Annotated in this window: 10 protein-coding genes; 1 reads left to right on the top strand and 9 read right to left on the bottom strand. The window is 39.7% G+C overall.

Annotation, left to right across the window (positions count from 1 at the left end; genetic code table 11):
* Positions 1-16 precede the first annotated feature (16 nt).
* Positions 17-619: a GIN domain-containing protein gene (locus tag DV942_RS21830; RefSeq protein ID WP_145861059.1), complete on the top strand. Its 603-nt coding sequence runs from the start codon at positions 17-19 to the stop codon at positions 617-619.
* Positions 620-775: 156 nt separating this feature from the next.
* On the opposite strand, the gene DV942_RS21825 is transcribed toward DV942_RS21830, so the two are convergent.
* From DV942_RS21825 to DV942_RS21785, 9 genes are all read right to left on the bottom strand, one after another.
* The gene (locus DV942_RS21825) at positions 776-2,311 is read right to left on the bottom strand and encodes an IS1182 family transposase (protein WP_145855352.1); all 1,536 of its coding nucleotides are present in this window, start codon (positions 2,309-2,311) and stop codon (positions 776-778) included.
* Between the two features lie 270 nt (positions 2,312-2,581).
* Positions 2,582-5,008, bottom strand: a complete 2,427-nt coding sequence (locus tag DV942_RS21820; RefSeq protein ID WP_145861057.1) for a GAF domain-containing protein — start codon at positions 5,006-5,008, stop codon at positions 2,582-2,584.
* A 143-nt stretch (positions 5,009-5,151) separates the two neighbouring features.
* Positions 5,152-8,766, bottom strand: coding sequence for a BamA/TamA family outer membrane protein (locus tag DV942_RS21815; protein ID WP_145861055.1), 3,615 nt, complete (start codon positions 8,764-8,766; stop codon positions 5,152-5,154).
* 424 nt (positions 8,767-9,190) lie between these two features.
* The gene (locus DV942_RS21810) at positions 9,191-10,105 is read right to left on the bottom strand and encodes an SdiA-regulated domain-containing protein (protein WP_145861052.1); all 915 of its coding nucleotides are present in this window, start codon (positions 10,103-10,105) and stop codon (positions 9,191-9,193) included.
* A 168-nt stretch (positions 10,106-10,273) separates the two neighbouring features.
* Entirely contained in the window at positions 10,274-12,316 is a 2,043-nt protein-coding gene (gene ppk1, locus DV942_RS21805; protein WP_186462375.1) for a polyphosphate kinase 1, read from the bottom strand.
* Positions 12,316-13,530 (bottom strand): Pycsar system effector family protein, encoded by a 1,215-nt coding sequence (locus tag DV942_RS21800; RefSeq protein WP_090980269.1) that lies wholly within the window; start codon positions 13,528-13,530, stop codon positions 12,316-12,318. Before DV942_RS21800 ends, ppk1 begins: the two co-directional genes overlap by 1 nt.
* A 299-nt stretch (positions 13,531-13,829) precedes the next feature.
* Positions 13,830-14,888, bottom strand: coding sequence for a hypothetical protein (locus tag DV942_RS21795; RefSeq protein WP_145861050.1), 1,059 nt, complete (start codon positions 14,886-14,888; stop codon positions 13,830-13,832).
* A 295-nt stretch (positions 14,889-15,183) separates the two neighbouring features.
* The gene (locus DV942_RS21790) at positions 15,184-17,466 is read right to left on the bottom strand and encodes a S9 family peptidase (RefSeq protein WP_145861048.1); all 2,283 of its coding nucleotides are present in this window, start codon (positions 17,464-17,466) and stop codon (positions 15,184-15,186) included.
* Positions 17,447-18,562 carry a thioredoxin family protein gene (locus tag DV942_RS21785; RefSeq protein ID WP_145861045.1) on the bottom strand — a complete coding sequence of 372 codons (1,116 nt, stop codon included), beginning with the start codon at positions 18,560-18,562 and terminating at the stop codon, positions 17,447-17,449. The genes DV942_RS21790 and DV942_RS21785 overlap by 20 nt, the downstream gene beginning before the upstream one ends.

The raw sequence follows: 18,562 nt of genomic DNA, 5'->3' as shown, positions 1-18,562 counted from the left end.
CATTACATAAAATATTATGAAAATCTCTATCAAAACCCTGCTCCAAGTTTCACTTACAGCGATCATTTTGTCTTCAGTGATATTTACTTCCAACGTTTATGCCATAAAAAAAGGAACAGATACCAAAATCAAAACATCGGCTTTTAAAAGAATTTATGTAAAAGGCAATATTGAAATAACCATTATCCAGGGAGGAGGTTATGGTATTTCTTATCCTGATGATGACATGGGAGCAGCAAAAGTTTTACAAAATGGCTACGATTTGAAAATAACTTCAACCGGTACTGAAAAAGCAAAGTTAACGGTATATGTAAATGATTTCTACAGAATTGAAGCTTCAGAAAATGCCATTGTTAAAACAGAGGGAAAACTGAATACCAAATATCTGCAAATCTTTTTAAGAGGGAATGCCCAGGCAGAGATCAATACCAGTTCAGAAGGTTTGTATACGGTGATTTCAGATCATGCTGATCTAAAATTAAGCGGTTCTACAGATTGCCATACCTTGGTAATGGGTAAATCTCAAAAGTTAACCATAGATAAATTTGCTGCCTTAAAAACCAACATCAGTTCGACGGAAACCGTTGCTCTGGAACAGGAGTTGGCTGCAATTAAATAAAATACACAAAAACGCAAATGAAATTAAGAGGCTGTCTCAAAATACACGAGACAGCTTTTTTTTGTGTTTAAATAATTCTGTGTGTTATTTGTTCATTGCTGGCTAGAAATGTTTATTGAGCTATCAATTTGTTAAAAAACATCAAAAGCGAGCCTTTTATGCTGCTTTTTTTCTGATATTCTGTGCGATTGCCAGTAATCCCCATTCTATTGCCACTTTTTCCTTGCCCCGGAGCATGAAGCGGCGGAACCCGTGGTTCTGCTTAATATTCCCGAAGACTGGTTCTACATCATGACACCTCTGCTTTCGTTTCCCGATTCCCTTGTCACTGTTGAGTAGCCGGTATGCTTTTGCTTTATGCCGCTTTAGGTTCTCGTTGACCTCTATGATCCTATCTCCCTGGGATTTGTGGCAGGCACCGTTGAGTGGGCAGGCAACGCAGTTCTTTGCCTGGTACCTTTTGCTGGTCTGCTCAAAACCGGTACTTGTTTTTCTCGTGCTGTCTCCGATATAATGCATTTTTTGGCCCATCGGACATATATAACAGTCCTGCTCCTGATTGTAGAATAACCTGTCCCGGGCAAATGGTTTTTTTTTGTTGTGGGCTTCACTCTGCTCTTTATCGAACATGCCATATTTTACATAGGCTTCAATCCCGTTCGCTTCCAACAGCTCATAATTCTCCTCGCTTCCGTAGCCTGCATCTGCGGTAAGGGTTTTCAGGGTTCTGCCAAAACTGGCCTCATGCTGTTCAAGATGTTCCTTTAAAGTGGTGGTATCAGTGGGATTGGGGTGAATGGTATAGTTTACGATGAACTGGTTGGAGGTTGATATCTGTACGTTGTAACCTGGTTTGAGCTGTCCGTTGCGCATGTGGTCTTCCTTCATGCGCATGAAGGTCGCATCCTCATCGGTTTTGCTAAAGCTGTTCCGGTTCCCCAGTATTTCTTCTTTACGTTCATATTCTGCCATCTTTTCCGGATATTCCCTGGTTACATATTTCAGCTTCGCTTTGACCTTTTTGTCCAGACCGGGTTTTTCTGACAATACCGCATTGAGCGTATCCACCGTCTGCTGTACCTTTTGGGTATCAATATCGGTAAAATCCGGTGGTTCGGGCAAGCCGTCTTCCATCTTGGCAACGCTCTGGGCATATTGCCAGATTTCACCCAGGGCTTTCTTCATCTTTTCCTTATTGGTCTGGATGGCCTTTTTCCATACAAAAGTGTATTTATTGGCATTGGCCTCTATCTTGGTGCCGTCGGTATAAACTTCTTCAATGCTCAACAGGCCTTCGGCAGCCAACAGTTTTACCACCTCCTCGAATACGCTGCGAAGGCTTTCCTTAAGGCGGGCGCCACGGAAACGGTTGATGGTATTGTGGTCGGGATAGCTCATCCCGCTCAGCCACATAAAGTTGATGTTCTCCCTGCAGGCCACCTCCAGCTTTCTGCTGCTGTATACATTGCTTAGATAGCCATATACCAGAACCTTCAACAGCATTTGTGGATGATAGCTTGAAGCACCCTTAATCTTGTAAGCATTTAAAAGCCCCTGGATATTGATCCGGTTGATGACGTCGTCTACAATCCGGACAGGATGGCCTTTCGCCACGAGCTCATCAAGCGTGGGCGGAATAGCCATGATCTGGCCCTGGTAATAAGGCTTGAAAACAGGTTTTTGGACAGCCATAAATCTCAATTATTTATATATAAATATCTGAAATTCAATTCAATAAAGCAAGATTAACCGACAAAAAGTGTACTTTTTATCCAAACAAAAGAGGCTGCCTTTTTGAGACAGCCTCTTTTTATTTCCAGGAGATTTTCGGCAGCATAATTTTAAAAGGTCGTCATTCCGGTGAAAACGGAAATCCTAATCCGATAGAACGGCAAATAAGTAAGTCCCTACCAATCCTTAAGATGCCCCATCAGATAATACAGCACTTTCTAAACAATCTGTTTAATGCTGTAATACATTAGCAATTTCCTTTTCGATTGACTTGATCTCTTTAGGCTTAAGTTTTTTAGCCGCATCTGTTTTAGTTGCCGCTTTATCTTCCAGGTACTTTACCCCTACCCTTAAAGCTTTTAAACCTGAAACGCCTTGAAGTTCATCTAATTCGAGCTGTTCCAAATCATCGTTCAAATAACCCTGAACCTGCATGTATTTAATATATTCAATATACTCCTTTGCTTCTTCAGGATTAAAGTAAACCATCGAAATTTTATGCGGCTGGGTTAAACGCTCTGTTGTACCTTTTATCAGCACCTTATCAATACGCTTTTTAACCACTTCATAACGGATGTTATAAGCTCCTTCTACATCGAAGCGGCGCTCATCGTTTCTGAAACTAATATCAATAGCATTTGAATGGATAAAAATCAATTGCGTGGTTTCGAGCGTGCATGGCATCTCGGCAATTAAACTTTTCGACAAACGGGCAATATCAACCATTGAGGTAAGCTGCCACAAACGGATATTTTTCAGGTAAAGCAAATCGAACGGTTTTTCGGGTGCAATATCCTGACCAATGTAAATATCGTATTCTACGCCATCTGTCCTGAACTTGGCAAAATAGCAAGGATAAGAAGCCTGGAGTTTTGACTGCGATTTTTCCAGGTATTGGCTAACTTCGGTATTGATCAGCTGCATAGAAACTTCAAGCTGCCTCCGGTTTTCGAATGCGGCACCGGTTTCTGGCACCACCACTTCGAAATACTGATCTATGATCGCTGTAGTATCAGGATGGTTGGCTTTAATGATAGACAGGAAAGGATAAACCTCCACTTCCAAAAATTCATTCAACTGGCTTTCTTCATTGGAAGATGCAAAATCGCCTATTCTTTTAATCCAGTCCTGACAGTTGAAAATCAGCTTATCAATAAGCGCTAAAGAAACATTTTTACTAATAAACTTTAAAGTATCAATCAGGGTATTTAACTGTACTTCCAAATCATTTTTTAGCGCCTTGTTACGCTCGGTAGTCGAATTGCGGATATCAATAGCTCCAAAAAGCGGGTAAAGATGCCTAAATGTAATGGTTTCGATTTCCTTTAACTTATGATAACCATTATTCTGTTGTAGGAAATGCCAAACGGCCTCGTTAAATTTCCATTGAACCGACGGCTGCAGCGCAGTAAATTTATCCATCAGGATTTCATCCATCTTGGCATTAAATTCTTCAATGCTGTACTGGAAAAGCTGACCAATCAAAGGCATAGCCGGACGCAACCTTGATAACAACTTATCATCAACGGCTACTTCCTCTTTAGAATATACTTCCAGCACGCCCGCCAACTCTTTATTGTAATAGACAGGCAGTATGGAATAAGAACTAACGCCCGCAGCTTTTAAAACCTTTAAAAAAGGATCTTTTTCTATCTGTTCTTCTTTTATGGCACTTACAAAAATGGAACGCGGGTTTTCCTTGTATTTATCAACCAGGGCATAAAAAACTTCTTCTTCTAAATTAGAAGCTTTTGCTGAATTGATGAGCATGCTCTGAGAAAACTCCTGGTTATCAAATACCAGCTTATTATTAACTGTTAAAAAAGGCATTAAGCCAAATTCCAGCTTACTGTTACCACTTAATGTCTTCAATGCATGTATAACATGGCTGTAAGCTTCTGTTTGATAGTTATGATCAACAAGTGCATCACGAATACCGTCAATAGCATGTTGTAGTGTTACATCGGTAATGGAAATAATGCTGAAACCTTCGAAATGAAAATCACTTAACGGAAGGTTTTCCAATAAATATTCCAGTTCCGTTTCTTCTTGGAAATGTTTGCTCAAAGCTTCAAAATTAAGTTCAGGCAAATCGCCTTTGTGCATAATTTCGACAAATTTGGTATCTGTTTGGATATTGTAATACTGCGTTAATTTAGTTTCCTGATTAATGTGCGCATAAATGATCTCATTTTTCAGTACTGATGTAAAATTGTAAAAACGACCAAGAATGATGTTGTAAATAAACTTAAGCTGTTTTTTCTCAACAGGCTCATTATCCTTAGTCACCTTATTTTTAGGATCGTGATCCTTAAAAAAATTATAGAATGCATTGGTACTAAAGAAAATCTGATCTGGAATCGGTGTACTTAATGCCCAAAACAAATCATTTTCATTATCCATTAAGGGTGTGAGGATCGTAAAAATTAATTCTAAGGTATCTTTATATTGAGACAAATCCTCAGGGCTGATGTTGCCCAGCAGCACATCGTCTTTTTCAATTTTTTGAAGTAAAAACCTGTAAAATTCAGATTTAACCGATTTTTCTGTTTTCAGCCTGCTTTTTAAATACTCCACAAGGGGGCGGAAAGACAGAGAAGACTCTACCTGGCAATGTATACATTCGTTTTTATGTATTTGTATGACATTGGTATTCATTGTATAAGTTCTGCTATAGGATAAAAATTATAATTTTCTAATATGTTACTAATCAACTGCAAAGATAGCTACTGCCACATGTGTTGTTAGTCTGCTGAACGTAAATACTTCAGGCAAACATCCATCATACTGTCATTACAAATTTAGTACCTAAAATTGATTGAAACGTATGGATACCAGCCATCTGTTGAATGTCCCATCACAAATCGTACAACTGTGAGTGATGCAGGGGCAAAATAAACCCCGGCTCCTACGCCATGGTGCCATAAAGTTGATTTCTCATCACGTTTCCATACCCTGCCCACATCATAAAAACCGAGCAAGCCAACTTGTCCGGGTAAAACATAACTTACTAAATCGCCGAGCTTCGCTCTGAGTTCTAAATTATTGTAAAACATATGTTCACCAGCAAACCTAAATTGCCTGTAGCCTAAAAGATTGCCTTGTCCGCCTAAAAACAAAGCCTGGTAAAATGCAGGTTTACCTATGGTTACACCTCCGCCAAAACGATCGGCAAGAATAAAATTCTTTCTGCCGTCCAGATTTTTATATAATGCTATACTTGCTGTGAACTGTCCATAAGAGTTAGAATACTTATTTACGCCTTTGTAGCCCAAAAGTTTAAAATCTACAAAGCTGCCCAAGGTTGGTAAGAGATCATTATCGCGGGTATTATTGGTAAAGTTCACAAATGCACCGGCAAACATCTTTTCATTTCTAACAGTAAGTGAATCAGAAGAATGCAATAATGATGGGTTTTCGATAAAACGGCCATTGTTATCTTCCTGATTATATTTATAATACTGATATGAAGGACCAACGCTAAAAGTCGATTTAGGGCGGCGCCAGCGGATGGCGGCATCTACCTGATACAGATTAAAGCGTGCACGGTAATACCTGATATTCTCATCGTCATCGCGGCCTTCATCAAATGGGGTTTCATTACCTAAACCAAAGAAATTTTGCGTGTTATTCGGGGCGAAAGCATCTGCCTTCAACACAAAATCACCTTTACCCAAAGCTTTTAACCATTCCCCTTTATAATTGAACCTAAAGGCTTTTGTAGAGAATGAGTGCAGAAAAGAAATGGTTTGCGAATTGCCATAAGGTTGCTTTCTGAAACCAGGGTTGGTCTGTCTATAAATCAAACCCAATAATATCCCATCATCCTGATTATAACCGGCATTTAATAACCACGAATTCCGGCGGTACATATCTTTAGGGATGTAGCTGAAATTTGACGTATCGTTTGAAATAATTTTTCGGATCTTATCCTGGTCGTTACCCATGTAAGTTGCTTTGGTGGTCCGCCCGTAAAGCTTTACTGTACCATTGCTGTTTGCAAAATCGTAAACTTTATTACCCTTGCCACCAATAATCCGCAATTTAATGTCCGAGTTTTTATTATCCAGTATCAGGCTATCATTACCGTTGTGCATATATATCCTGATCTCTTTGGTTACCTTAGGATCAAATTTCCGATCAAAAAGCTCATCCTTGATATTACCTTCCTTAGATATTTTATTGATCTTTACCCGCAATCCGTTATTAGCAGCATCAGTGATCTTAATCAATTCATTTTTGTTAGTCACCTCTATATCTACAATTCGGTTGAAGAAATGGTAATATTGGTTCATTAATTTTGGCAGCGTAGCAATCCGGTTACGCAGCTGGGCCATAAAGGCATCATGATGTAATGAATAACTAGATTCAGGCAGTTTTTTCAATGCCTTTTCAAAAACTTCATCGTTATAGTTGGCGCAGAAATCTTTTACAATTTTATCGAATTCCTCCTCGCTTATATTGGCAGTCCAGCGGCTGCTGATTTCTCTTCCTTCCCACAAAAACCAATTGATATCTTTTATGCCACGCTCATAGCCCTGCATCATAGGCAATAACGAAGAAGATTGCGTGTACCGTTGTAAAAGCCCGTCGGATCTGAAAAATACCTGGTCACGATCTCGTGGTACCGGAGAATAAAGCGAACCATCTTCAGTCTTGGTTTCCTTCCACCGCCACTGGTCTTCATGTCTGTCCCAATCGCCCAATAACACATCAAACGCCCTAGCCCTCACCCAGGCTGGCCCATCTAATCTATTATCGTTATCTTCTGTCAATTTTTTATCCATTTTAGGAGAATTGTCTGATTCTCCTGTAGGTTCCCTTTCTTCAAACAAACACAACGTGTTGGCAAACGCAGGTTCAAATTCGCCCAGGTTATCATCCGGAGAAACCCAGCCGATAATAGGGTTGCTATGTGCAATGCCACCCGCTTCAGCTAGCTCCGGAACTACCAGCGCTGAAAAAGGATGCTGCGCAGACATATTATCTTTTAAAATATCTTTAGCAAAAGTTTCGCGCAATGCTGCAGGCAACAATACCTCCGGAAATTTTTCTACGCTGCGCAACACATACTCTTTACCATTTTTATCTTCTAAACGCAAAGATCGCGATTGGTTACCTCCACCTCGTTTTGTTGCTTTTAAGCCCCCCATCATCTGGGAAATGCGCAGCACAGGTACTTTGGTTTTTGCAGCATATTCCTTTCGGTAATTTTCGCCAAAAATAACGCGGTGAAAACGACCAACGCTATCGTATTCCGGCTTTACACGCACAAAAATACTGTCAGCCGTAATCGGTTTATCCCTATTCCGTATCGTTTTAGGTATGGTTTCGAACTTTTTGATGTAACTGTAAACTTTTTTAACACTTGTATCTGAATAAATATAATATTCGTAGCGCATATCGTTGTTATTCAATTGATCGGCCACCACATAACCCTGCTGCATTTCGTGAAACAACGACGTTTTGCCTTCTTTATTTGGTGATACTTTTGACCCTGAACCACTGATTACCTGCAGTTGTTTCCCTTTAATCAACTGAAGGCCATGTTCATGACCTGCAACATAAGTTACGTTTGGATAATCGCCAAATACTCCGGTAACCGATTTAATCATATCCTTATAAGCCGGATGGTTTAAATCTTCGGGGCTTAATAAAGTAGAACGTAACAAAGGGTAAACAGAACCCAAACCAGGCAAAGGGATGTAAAGATTTTTATTTAAGGAAGTTAACGGAAAAAGGTGGTTCCTCAAATTAAAGTAACCACCATGCGGGCCATAACTCTGAAAAGGATGGTGTGATGCCAGCAGAATTACCTTATCTTTATTTTCGGCCAATAACTCGTCCATTTTTACCAGCACCTCATCTTTCGTGTGGCAATCACAATCGTCATTTGGGTTGGTTTTGTTATATGGAAATAGCCACCATTCGCTATCATAGGCAATGATGGTGAGTTTATCTGTTAATTTAATGGCTATTGGATCTGGGCAACCATTATCAGGGATAAGTTTAAGCAGAGGGTCATTCTGTTCCCTCAGGTAATCGCCCTGCGCTTTTATTTTGGCCAGCCCTTTTGGCCCCGATTTATCCCAATCGTGGTTGCCGGGAATAAAATAAACCGCAGCGCCCATTTTACGCATCGGTTCGAACTGCGAGCGCAGAATCTTTTTGGTTTCTTCTTCTTCTACACTTCCGGGCAACCCCATCCCGGTTGGATAAATATTATCGCCCAGATATAAAACGGTGGTTTTTTGGGGAAGAATCTGCTTAGCTGCATTTTTTAAATCCTGCATTTGGGCAGCGTTCATCTCTCCTGCATCGCCAAAAAGAATTACACGGTATTTTACATCATCCTGCGCAAAGGCAATGAAGTTGATTAAAAATAAGATGGTAAAAAGGGTAAATCTTTTAATCATAGACTCGGCATTTGTATAAAGGTAGTTATTTTAAAATTTAATTTATTTCTCATGAGCATCGTTCCAAAAAAGATCGTCATTGCAAGGAGGAACGACGAAGCAATATATCATGCTAGAATCCTTGCTATAAAGATTGCTTCGTCGGCTGAAAAAGCCTTCTCGCAATGACGATCCCTCGGGAGATTTATTTAAAGGTAACAACTCCGCCATCAAATTCTACTGTCCATTCATATTGATTTTATAAATAAATATCTCCACCATAGACAGAATCTATCAGTACGGCAGTCATTCTCGCACAGGCGGGAACCACGGAGTGCTCAGCAAAGCTAATCTTAAAGCGCCTGCATTAGGATTCCCAATCAAGTTGGGAATGACGATTCCTCGCAACTTATAGTATGATCGCCTTAGGATACCACTAACAAATTTATTTTTTCAACTTAAACATTAAAATATTTCCTGCAGATAGCGTTCCGCCCTCGTTGGAGATATATAGATTATTATCGCGATCAAAAGCGATGCCTTCTGGCTGGTTAAATAACTGCGGATCCAGGGGATATGTGGTTTTAACCTTGAAATCAGCATCTGTAACGACCAATAGTTTATTTACGGATGAAAGGATGTACCACTCGTTAGTTTGGGGATTTTTAGCCAAGGCAGATGGACGGAACCGTGATTTTGAACTTCCGGATGCTTTTTCGATCGCTTTATGTGAGAGGCTAAATTCTCCGGCTGCCGTTAACGAAGCATCATCAGCAACTTTAAACCCATAAATACTGGATGCTTTTGCTTTAGAATCAGCTTTACTATCCTTAGTCAGCACATAAATCATATTGTTTTTTTCATCTGCGGCCAAGCCTTCATATTCGGCTTTTGGTACCAGATCTTTGGTTTTGGTTACATTGCCGGCTTTTGGCTTGCCTAATTCAGCAATTGGGAAAGTATGTAGCTCGCCATTACTTTTTAACACAACGAAATAATTTTTAATGATGGTTACATCTTCATAATCGCCTTTACCACCAAATTTGGTAAATTTCGATTCTTTATCGCCCAAACCCAGATGAAAAAGATCGCCATCTTCATCCTGAATGGCAAAAACTTCTCTGGGATCGCCATTATGAAATACAATACCCGAAATCTCAAAGAGATTTTGCGGCATATTATATTTTACAGGTTTTGTTAAATCGTAAGGTAAATTCGATTTTTCTGCCCCGCTTACTGATGCAGTTGTACTGTCTGAATCCTTTTGTTTATCCTCGCGGTTACTATTCACACAGGATACGCTAAGAAAAGCTGAAGCGATTAAAAGACCTGAAGCTAAAAGAGTTTTATTGTATTTCATAAGGGTAAATTTAATTTTTACTTGTCCTAGTCTGTGTCCTCATAGACCAAGGATAAAATCATACTAGCTAAAATCATGCTAACCATATAAAGTGGTCTGTGAGGACAAAGACCATGGCGTATGACCTTATAGCGGGGTACACAGGCCACTGTATATCACGGCGTTTAATTATGGTTTATTTTTCAAAAATTCGTAAATGGCATATTGAGATGAAACCAGCTTTTGATCTGCTTGAACCGGTATATTATCCATGTTTTCAGCTATACAAACCGCCTGCACGTTATCTTGTTTTTGAATTTCGATAATATCCATTATTTCTTTCTTAATCTGCTCATTATAAACCGGAAAACAAACTTCAATTCTTCGGTAAATATTCCGGTTCATCCAATCGGCAGAGCCCAAATAAACATCATTCTTACCCAGGTTATTAAAAATAAAAACACGTCCGTGTTCCAGATAACGATCTACAATGCGGGTAACTTTAATATTTTCGCTCATTCCTGCTACCCCCGGAATTAGGCGGCAGATGCTCCTTACGATCATGTCGATTTTTACTCCAGTTGAAGAGGCTTCGTAAAGTTTGTTGATCAATACTTTCTCTTCCAGATTATTCATTTTAATGGTAATGCCTGATGGTTTGCCTTGCCTGGCGTGTTCAATTTCCCGATCAATAAGGTTGAGAAAAACCTGCTGTAAATTAAACTGAGCCACCAGTAAATGATTGAATTTAATCTGATCAGGAGATGAAGGCTTAACCCGTTTAGCCAGAAAAATGAAAAGCAGTTCTACTTCCCGTAGCATTTCTTTATTGGCCGTCATTAAGATGTGATCGGTATAAAAAGCAGCGGTGCTTTCGTTAAAGTTTCCGGTAGCAAACAAACCAGCGTAACGCATTCTATTCCCTATCTGGCGTTTTACCAGGGCTACTTTTGCATGCACTTTAAGCGCGGTGACACTATAAATAATATCAACGCCGGCATCTTTCATTTTTTTTGCCCATTTGATGTTATTGGCCTCATCAAAACGGGCTTTAAGCTCAACCAGAACGGTAACTTTTTTACCGTTCTTTGCTGCGCTGATTAACGCATTTACAATTTTAGAATCGCTGGCCACACGATAAAGCGTAACATAAATCTCCCTCACTTCGGCATCAATGGCAGCTTCGTTAAAAAACCGCAAAACACTATCATAACTCTGGTAAGGTGTGTGTATAATGATGTCGTTTTTATAAATGGCTTCGGTTAAAGATCCGTCGATCCAGTCGGTATTACAGATCTTTGGCCAGTTTTGGTTGGACAGTTTTGGTAAACTCACCGGAAAGGCCATAAAATCTTTCAGGTTATGATACCGTCCTCCTTCTATCCTATTTGCCTTTTTTAGGTTAAATAGTTTTTTAAGCAGTTCAAATACATTGGCCGGAATACCCGGTTGGTGAAGAAAACGTGTGGCCAAACCCAAATCGCGTTTCATCAATTGTTTTTCGAGCTGTTCTGATAAATTACCAGGGTATTCATCGTTAAGATCTAATTCTGCATCTCTGGTAATTTTAAAGCTATAACATCCGGTTACTTCAGCCTGCGGAAAAACGCGGTCTAAATGAAAACGTACAATATCATCCAGAAACACCACAAAGGTTTGATCCCCTGATTCTACCTTATAAAAACGCGGCAACTGGTTGGAAGGGATATTTAAAATCACTACTTCGGCATCTTCTTTCGTTTTTAATGAAATAAGAAAGTAAAGCTCATTATTAGAAGGAAAAAAATCGGAGCTGGCATTTACATACACCGGCTGCAAAAAGGCCATTACCTGACTTAAAAAATACCTTGTAGTACTTTTCTGAATGTCTGCCGGAAACGGCTCCCCGTAGATTAAGTTTATTTGATTTTCTTTGAGCAATGGGATCAGATCTGACTGAAGTACCTTACCATAGCGCTGTTGCTGATCAGAAATAAGCTGATTGGCCGCAGTCAATAAATGATCATCGATCCTGATATCGTTATCTTCTTTATTGCTCAATTTTTCCAAAGCGAGTAGTACCGGCATCCTTACCCGATAAAATTCATCAAGATTGGAAGAGAAGATAGCTAAAAATTTAATCCGTTCCAGTAGCGGAACGGTGCTTCGCTCTGCTTCCATCAGAATGCGCTCGTTAAACTTTAACCAGCTTAAATCCCGATTAAAAAAAGAGGTTTCTATCAACCGTTCCATTAAAGTTTACCGTAAGCTGCGTAAGCAATTACAAATGCCAATACCGCTGCAATTAAACCAAACATGAAAATATTATAAGCCAGGCGGATAAGTTTATATTTCCGGCCTAATACCACCCCTTGCGAGTATACATCCGTAATTAAGGTACCGTATAAAAAATCTTTATCGTTCATCACCTTAATCATACCATCGGTATAACTGGGCAAACTCATTTTGTAGAAATTGCCAAAAAACAGGAGGTTTACCTTTTTCTTATCCATATCTTCCTGCGTAAATTCTCCTTTTGGTATGGATGGACGGGTTGATAAAATAGAAACAACCACACAGGTTAAACTCACCAACAATAAAATAAATGTCGGGATAATCAGGTTGCCATGATCTTCCAGTCGCCTTAACAATAAACTCACGATTAAGGAAAGCATAATTGAATTTACGGTAATGAGGATGTGTGCCTTGTTATCGGCCATATCGCTCAACCTCTGGTTATTGGCCGATGTAATCCTGAACATCGTTTCAATTCCCTTATCTGGTCTGTTATCTTTATCTTTTTTCTTTTTGTCAGTAACAATAACCGGTGCAAAGTTTTTTGGTTCCTGAAGCTCGGTATTGATTACTTCCTGTGCCGTTAGTTTGCTTTTCAGTTTTTCGATGTTTTTTTGTTTCTGATCGCTTAATAACAGATTGGCATAATCGGTATGGTAATGGTGCGCTTCCAGAAACTGGATGTCTTTTTTGCGCCAATCTGATTTACTGATGTCTTTTTTGTAGATCCGTTCATTTTCTTTATGCATCAACTTCCCTTTTGCACGAAAATCAGCCTGACCCAAATGAAATAAATCTGCATCACAAAGGATTTTATCAATCTCATTTTTAGGGTTTTGAGGGATTTTAGTAGCTAGTATTGCACTTTTAACCTGATCGCGGATTTCCTGGTTCACCTGATGGCTGGCGAGAAAATCATCTGCCAATATTGCTCCTTTTGCTTCGTGGTTTAACGCGTCTTCAAAATATCCGGTATCATGAAAATAGGCAGCCGCCATTACCGTAAAAAAATCCTGTTCGTTTAACTGGTAGTGATTGGCTATCTGCTGTGCGGCATTTACCACTTCTTGCGTATGTTCCAGGTTGTGATAAACCAAACGCGGATCGCTATGGGTATGGAAGTAATTAACCACATGCTTTTCTACATCTTCCTGTAGTTTTTTATAGTTCATGAGCGTATTGTGATTGTGATGATTGGATTGGATGATGGAAATGCATTTTCTTGAAAATATTTAAAACTGAAAACCTGGATATCATTTATTGAGATAAAATTAAGTTATTTTTTTAAAAACGATACAGATCGGCGCTCAACAGTAATAATGCCCTGTTTATTTTACAATCAGATTAAGGCCGCAGCACACAAACGATGTTTTTGATCGTCCAACAGTAAATTCTTTAACTCAATAAACTTCAGCAAAGGTAGGTGTTCTTTCAGCATGTTGCCTCATACATATCTAATGCAAAAATGTACCTACTTTTTAATGACGATAATTTTATGGAGCAGTGCCGATGCTGATCCATCGGTAAGTTGCACTACACTACCATTTTTCCAATACTGGACTACTCCAGATTTTCCATTACTCCCGTCACGGTAGCCACCTGCAAAAACATCTGCACCTGAAACAGCTATAGATAAAGCGTAGGCACTTTCCGGACCATTGGATAAAATGACCGGTGATCCGTTTTTCCAATATTTTGCCACAACTGCATGATTTCCATTAACAGTACCCGATCCTGCAACATATACATCGCTCCCGTTTACAAAAATTGAATAGCCCCTCACATCTGCAGTACCATCGCTAATAAGTACCGGACTGCCGAGGTTTTTACTATACCTGGTTTGTGACTGCCCGGCACTATTATAGGTTTCAGACCAGAGTAAATATAAATTGTTATCTGATACGGCTATCGCCTGATTGTCAGCAGTTCTAGTCTGGTCTGACAGATCAAAAAGCTGTCCATTCTTCCAATAGACCGTAATCGGACTAAGCCAATCCAAATTCCTTCGCTCACCAATTACATAAACATCATTTCCAACCAGGGCGATCCCGGTGGCAATAGAAGACTGTGTATCATCTGTTAATACTACAGGAGTTCCGTTTTTCCAGTATTTCGCCTGGTAGGTCGATTTACCAGGTGCCATTTCCTGTCCGGCAATGTACACATCATTTCCCTGGATAAATATGTCATTTGCAAAAGCATCCCGGCTCCCATCGGTTAGTGAGGTTGATACGCCATTTTTCCAATATTTGGCCACATATTTTCCGGAGGCATTAACTTCGTAACCCGCAATGTGAACATCATTTCCGGCGATTACCATAGCATTTGCATCAGAAGATACGCCAGCACGACCAAGATTAACTGCTTTCCCGTTTTTCCAGTATTTGGCTACATAACCTTCCCTACCTGCGGCATAAATATCAAATGGATCAGGTGGAGTAGGTTCATCTATGGTTTTCTTCTTGCACGCCGGCAATGCTATGCTGAATGTGATTAAGAACAATAAAGCTGTTCGTAAATGCTGCCTCATATTTTGATTTTATTTTGAAGTTCAACAACCAAAAGTGTATATAGTTTCGACGGCAGAAATTTATTTTTAAAGTAGAGCTATCGGATTCATTTTAAAAAGAAAAGAAATATTTTCATTTTTTTATCTGATACCAGATCGTATCTTTTTCAAAAGATGCTGAAATAAATTCAGCATGACGATTACCTAAGAATTAATTATCAAACTCAAGTAATTATATGTTAAGCTAAAAAACGGAGCGGTTATCCAACCAGCTCCGCTCATCATTAACTAAAAATTAGCAACCTAATTGCTATATCTATTTTCTATCTGTAGAAATGTTTTGTTCAATAAAATATTTTGCGAAATAAGCCCGCATTCGTTTCTCGAAATAAAACTTTGCCGCGCCTTCATAGTGGTGATCCTGTCCGGGCAGCACCATTAAATCAAAATCTTTATCTGCTTTGATTAGGGCATCTACCATTCTGTAGGTATTTGCCGGATTTACATTCTCGTCAACCTCGCCGGTTACCAGCATTAAATGACCCTTTATTTTTTTGGCAAAATCCTCATTTAAAGGCATTTTATTTTCCAGTCCCTGATAAGTTTCACCCCAGGTTCGGTTATAAATTCTATTGTCGTGGTTACCCGATGAAGCTACGCCTACCTGATAAAAATCAGGATATTTGCCCATGGCAGCAACAGTCATCATACCTCCTCCGGAATGGCCGAAGATTCCTACTCTGTCCAGATCCATAAAGGGATGTTGTTTGGCCAATTGCTCAAGGGCACATTTATCATCGTCGATAGCGTAATCGCGAAGGTTTCCGTAGCCATATTTGTAATATTCGGCATTACGTATGGGCGAGCCTCCCCTATGCCCGACTGCGACCACAATAAATCCTATTTGCGCCAGAGCGGCATTGTTATATTTATCAAGCACAGTAAAATCGTTCCAAACGGTTTCGATCTGAGGACCAGGATAAACCTGAGATATTACCGGATATTTTTTAGCCGGATCAAAATCGAATGGTTTCCAGATCAGCCCATACAAATCGGTTACGCCATCTTTGGCTTTTACGGTAAAGGGTTCGGCATTTTTCCAACCATAAGCATATAGATTACTTACATTTGGCCTTAATACCTCAGAAATGGTTTTGCCGTCAATTTTACGCAGCACCGTTACCGGCGCCAGATCTATACGGGAATAGTTATCTACAAAATATTTTCGGTCTGGTGAGATATAAACCTGATGGGTGGCGTTTTCAGGGGTAAGCAACTGCTCGTTTTTACCGTTTAAAGCCACCTTGTATAACATGGCATAGTAGGGGTTGATGTTACGCTCCTTACCATAACCATACAGATAAATATCGCCTTTAACGGTATCGACAGACATGATTTTTCCGGCCGTAAAATTGCCTTTGGTAATGCGGTTGAGTAAATGACCATCACTGTTGTAGCGGTAGTATTGGCCCCAACCTGTTCTGTCGCTCCACCAGATAATTTCCTTTCCTCCTTTTATAAATGAAACATCGAAAAAATCTTCGTTAATAAAGGGTTTGCTGGTTTCCTGTATAATGGAACGAACATTCCCCGAAGCCAGGTCTACCGCACAAAGTTCCATTTCATCCCTGCTGCGTTTACGTCTGATGACGAAAACTTCCTTTGTATTTCCCTGAGCTTCGACTACTTCCAATTGCTGATCTGGCCAGCGTTTCAGGTCTACTTTTTTGAAAGACCCGCTTTCGGCATTGCCGATATAAAGCTCATACTGCGCTACGTCCTTATCGCCCGGTAATTCATATTTATAGGTTGATACCCTTGGTCTTGGTATGATCGCCGAGCTGATTACAGCCAGCGTAGCTACTTTCCTCGTATCTACCCTCAAGGCATAAAAATATTTGGCACCTAACCATTTTGCATTAGAAGGATAAGTTTTATCAGTAGTGTACGTACCTTTTTGATCAACACAAAACGAGAAATAAGGTTCAGCATCAAAACTCAACTGACGTTCATTTTTCTTGTCGGCAGTTGCAGCAATGTACAAATTATGTGCTTTGCTGTAAAGCGTCCACTTACCATCTGCAGAGACACCAAAACTGACTGTTTTTGTTATTGGTGCTTTGTTAACCTGTAAGGTTATTTTTTTTGTTTCGTAGTTATAGTCGTAAGTTTTTGCGCCATATTTTATAATAACACTTTTCTCATCGTCTGAAAAATTTGCCCAATACATCACGTCCTTTTCTTCAACCATTTGCCCGGTGAGCGCTTTTAATTGCCTCAGTATTTCGGGTTTATCAAATAAGCTCTGCTTTTTTCCTGTAGCTAAATTTACAATGTAATGCGTATTCGTTTTAGCGGGCGCAACAAGAGAATCGCCTGACCAATCCGGTTGTTTACCATTTGAAATAGGTTCATCAGCGATAAACCAAAAATACCTGCCGTTTTTAAGAAAAAACGGAATCACCTTTGTGGTACCAATCAGCTTATTTAAATTTGGCGCATCAAATTTTTGAGCAGCTTTATAATTGGCTTGCTGTGCAACAGCCGCTACACTGCAAACCAACCATAATAAAATTAAACTAATTGGCTTTTTGCACATATCTCTCTTTCATAGACTTAAATAAACTTACCAGGTAAGGATTACCCGAAGTTCTGGTGATTTCATCTGAAAGCCCGGCTATCTTTGGAAATGTATAACCTTTGATAGTTCTGGCAAACGTAACATAGTCAAATAAGATATGGCGGTTGGCTTCAGAGAAAGAACCTAAATTTTTCAAAAACAAGTCGGTAACTTCATCAATGTTTTTCTCTCCGGCTGCAATGGCAATATCCATCATCACCAACAACTGTTTTTTATCAGGCATTTCGGTATTGCGGATTTGCGTTTTGTAACGTTCGTAATCCTTCTTGTTAAAAGGCTTTACTTTAGCATAAAAACCATTTAAGGTCCACGATGCAATTTGTCTGTATACAGATGAGAGCTTTTTATCAACTGTATCCTTTGTATTTTTTGCCACAAAATCTCTCCAATGTTCGGCCAGGTATTCGAAGTTAGGGCTTGAGAAATCAGACAGGTACATGGTATAGCGGTTTTCGCCAAATAAAAACCAATTTTCTGGGCTGGCTTTCTGCTCTGGTGTTAAACTGGCCATTAACTCGTTATTCAGTTCCTTAGCCCTTGATTTTTCCATCACCTTAATCTTTTGCCTGATGTAAGCCCTCATTAACTCGGGCGTACGATCGCCATGCTCATAACGGGCATTGAGGTTCGCTTCATCATTATTTGCCGTTAATCCTTTGCTGGCATTGGCGATGAAATCTTTCGCCGACATACCGCCTACAAACTTATTCCTGATTTTCCCGTCGGCATCTAATACCAGGTAAGAGGGATAAGCTTCAATGGTATACATTTTTTTAACCGATGGCCCTTCGCCTTTTTCCATATCCACTTTGATGTTGATAAAGTTTTTATTGTAGAAATCGGCAACACTATCCTGTGTAAATACATTGGCCTCCATTTGCTTGCAGGGAATGCACCAGGTGGTAAAACAATCTACAAAAACAGATTTATTTTCACTTTTGGCCTTAGCCAAAGCTTCTTTCAGGCTTAGCTTTTCGAAATGGATTTCTTTTTTCTGGGCGCTTACAGCCAGGCTTAAAAAAAGCATGGTTACTGCAAAAATGATTCTTCTCAT

The sequence above is a fragment of the Pedobacter suwonensis genome (assembly GCF_007833675.1).
Lineage (GTDB): Bacteria > Bacteroidota > Bacteroidia > Sphingobacteriales > Sphingobacteriaceae > Pedobacter > Pedobacter suwonensis.
This window is presented reverse-complemented; position numbering and strand designations above follow the sequence as displayed.

Bases quoted from the DNA above. Each gene is read 5' to 3' on its own strand.
- DV942_RS21800 (WP_090980269.1), bottom strand. From the start codon at position 13,530: ATGAACTATAAAAAACTACAGGAAGATGTAGAAAAGCATGTGGTTAAT.
- DV942_RS21830 (WP_145861059.1), top strand. From the start codon at position 17: ATGAAAATCTCTATCAAAACCCTGCTCCAAGTTTCACTTACAGCGATC.
- DV942_RS21825 (WP_145855352.1), bottom strand. From the start codon at position 2,311: ATGGCTGTCCAAAAACCTGTTTTCAAGCCTTATTACCAGGGCCAGATC.
- DV942_RS21820 (WP_145861057.1), bottom strand. From the start codon at position 5,008: ATGAATACCAATGTCATACAAATACATAAAAACGAATGTATACATTGC.
- DV942_RS21810 (WP_145861052.1), bottom strand. From the start codon at position 10,105: ATGAAATACAATAAAACTCTTTTAGCTTCAGGTCTTTTAATCGCTTCA.
- DV942_RS21790 (WP_145861048.1), bottom strand. From the start codon at position 17,466: ATGTGCAAAAAGCCAATTAGTTTAATTTTATTATGGTTGGTTTGCAGT.
- DV942_RS21795 (WP_145861050.1), bottom strand. From the start codon at position 14,888: ATGAGGCAGCATTTACGAACAGCTTTATTGTTCTTAATCACATTCAGC.
- ppk1 (WP_186462375.1), bottom strand. From the start codon at position 12,316: ATGGAACGGTTGATAGAAACCTCTTTTTTTAATCGGGATTTAAGCTGG.
- DV942_RS21815 (WP_145861055.1), bottom strand. From the start codon at position 8,766: ATGATTAAAAGATTTACCCTTTTTACCATCTTATTTTTAATCAACTTC.
- DV942_RS21785 (WP_145861045.1), bottom strand. From the start codon at position 18,562: ATGAGAAGAATCATTTTTGCAGTAACCATGCTTTTTTTAAGCCTGGCT.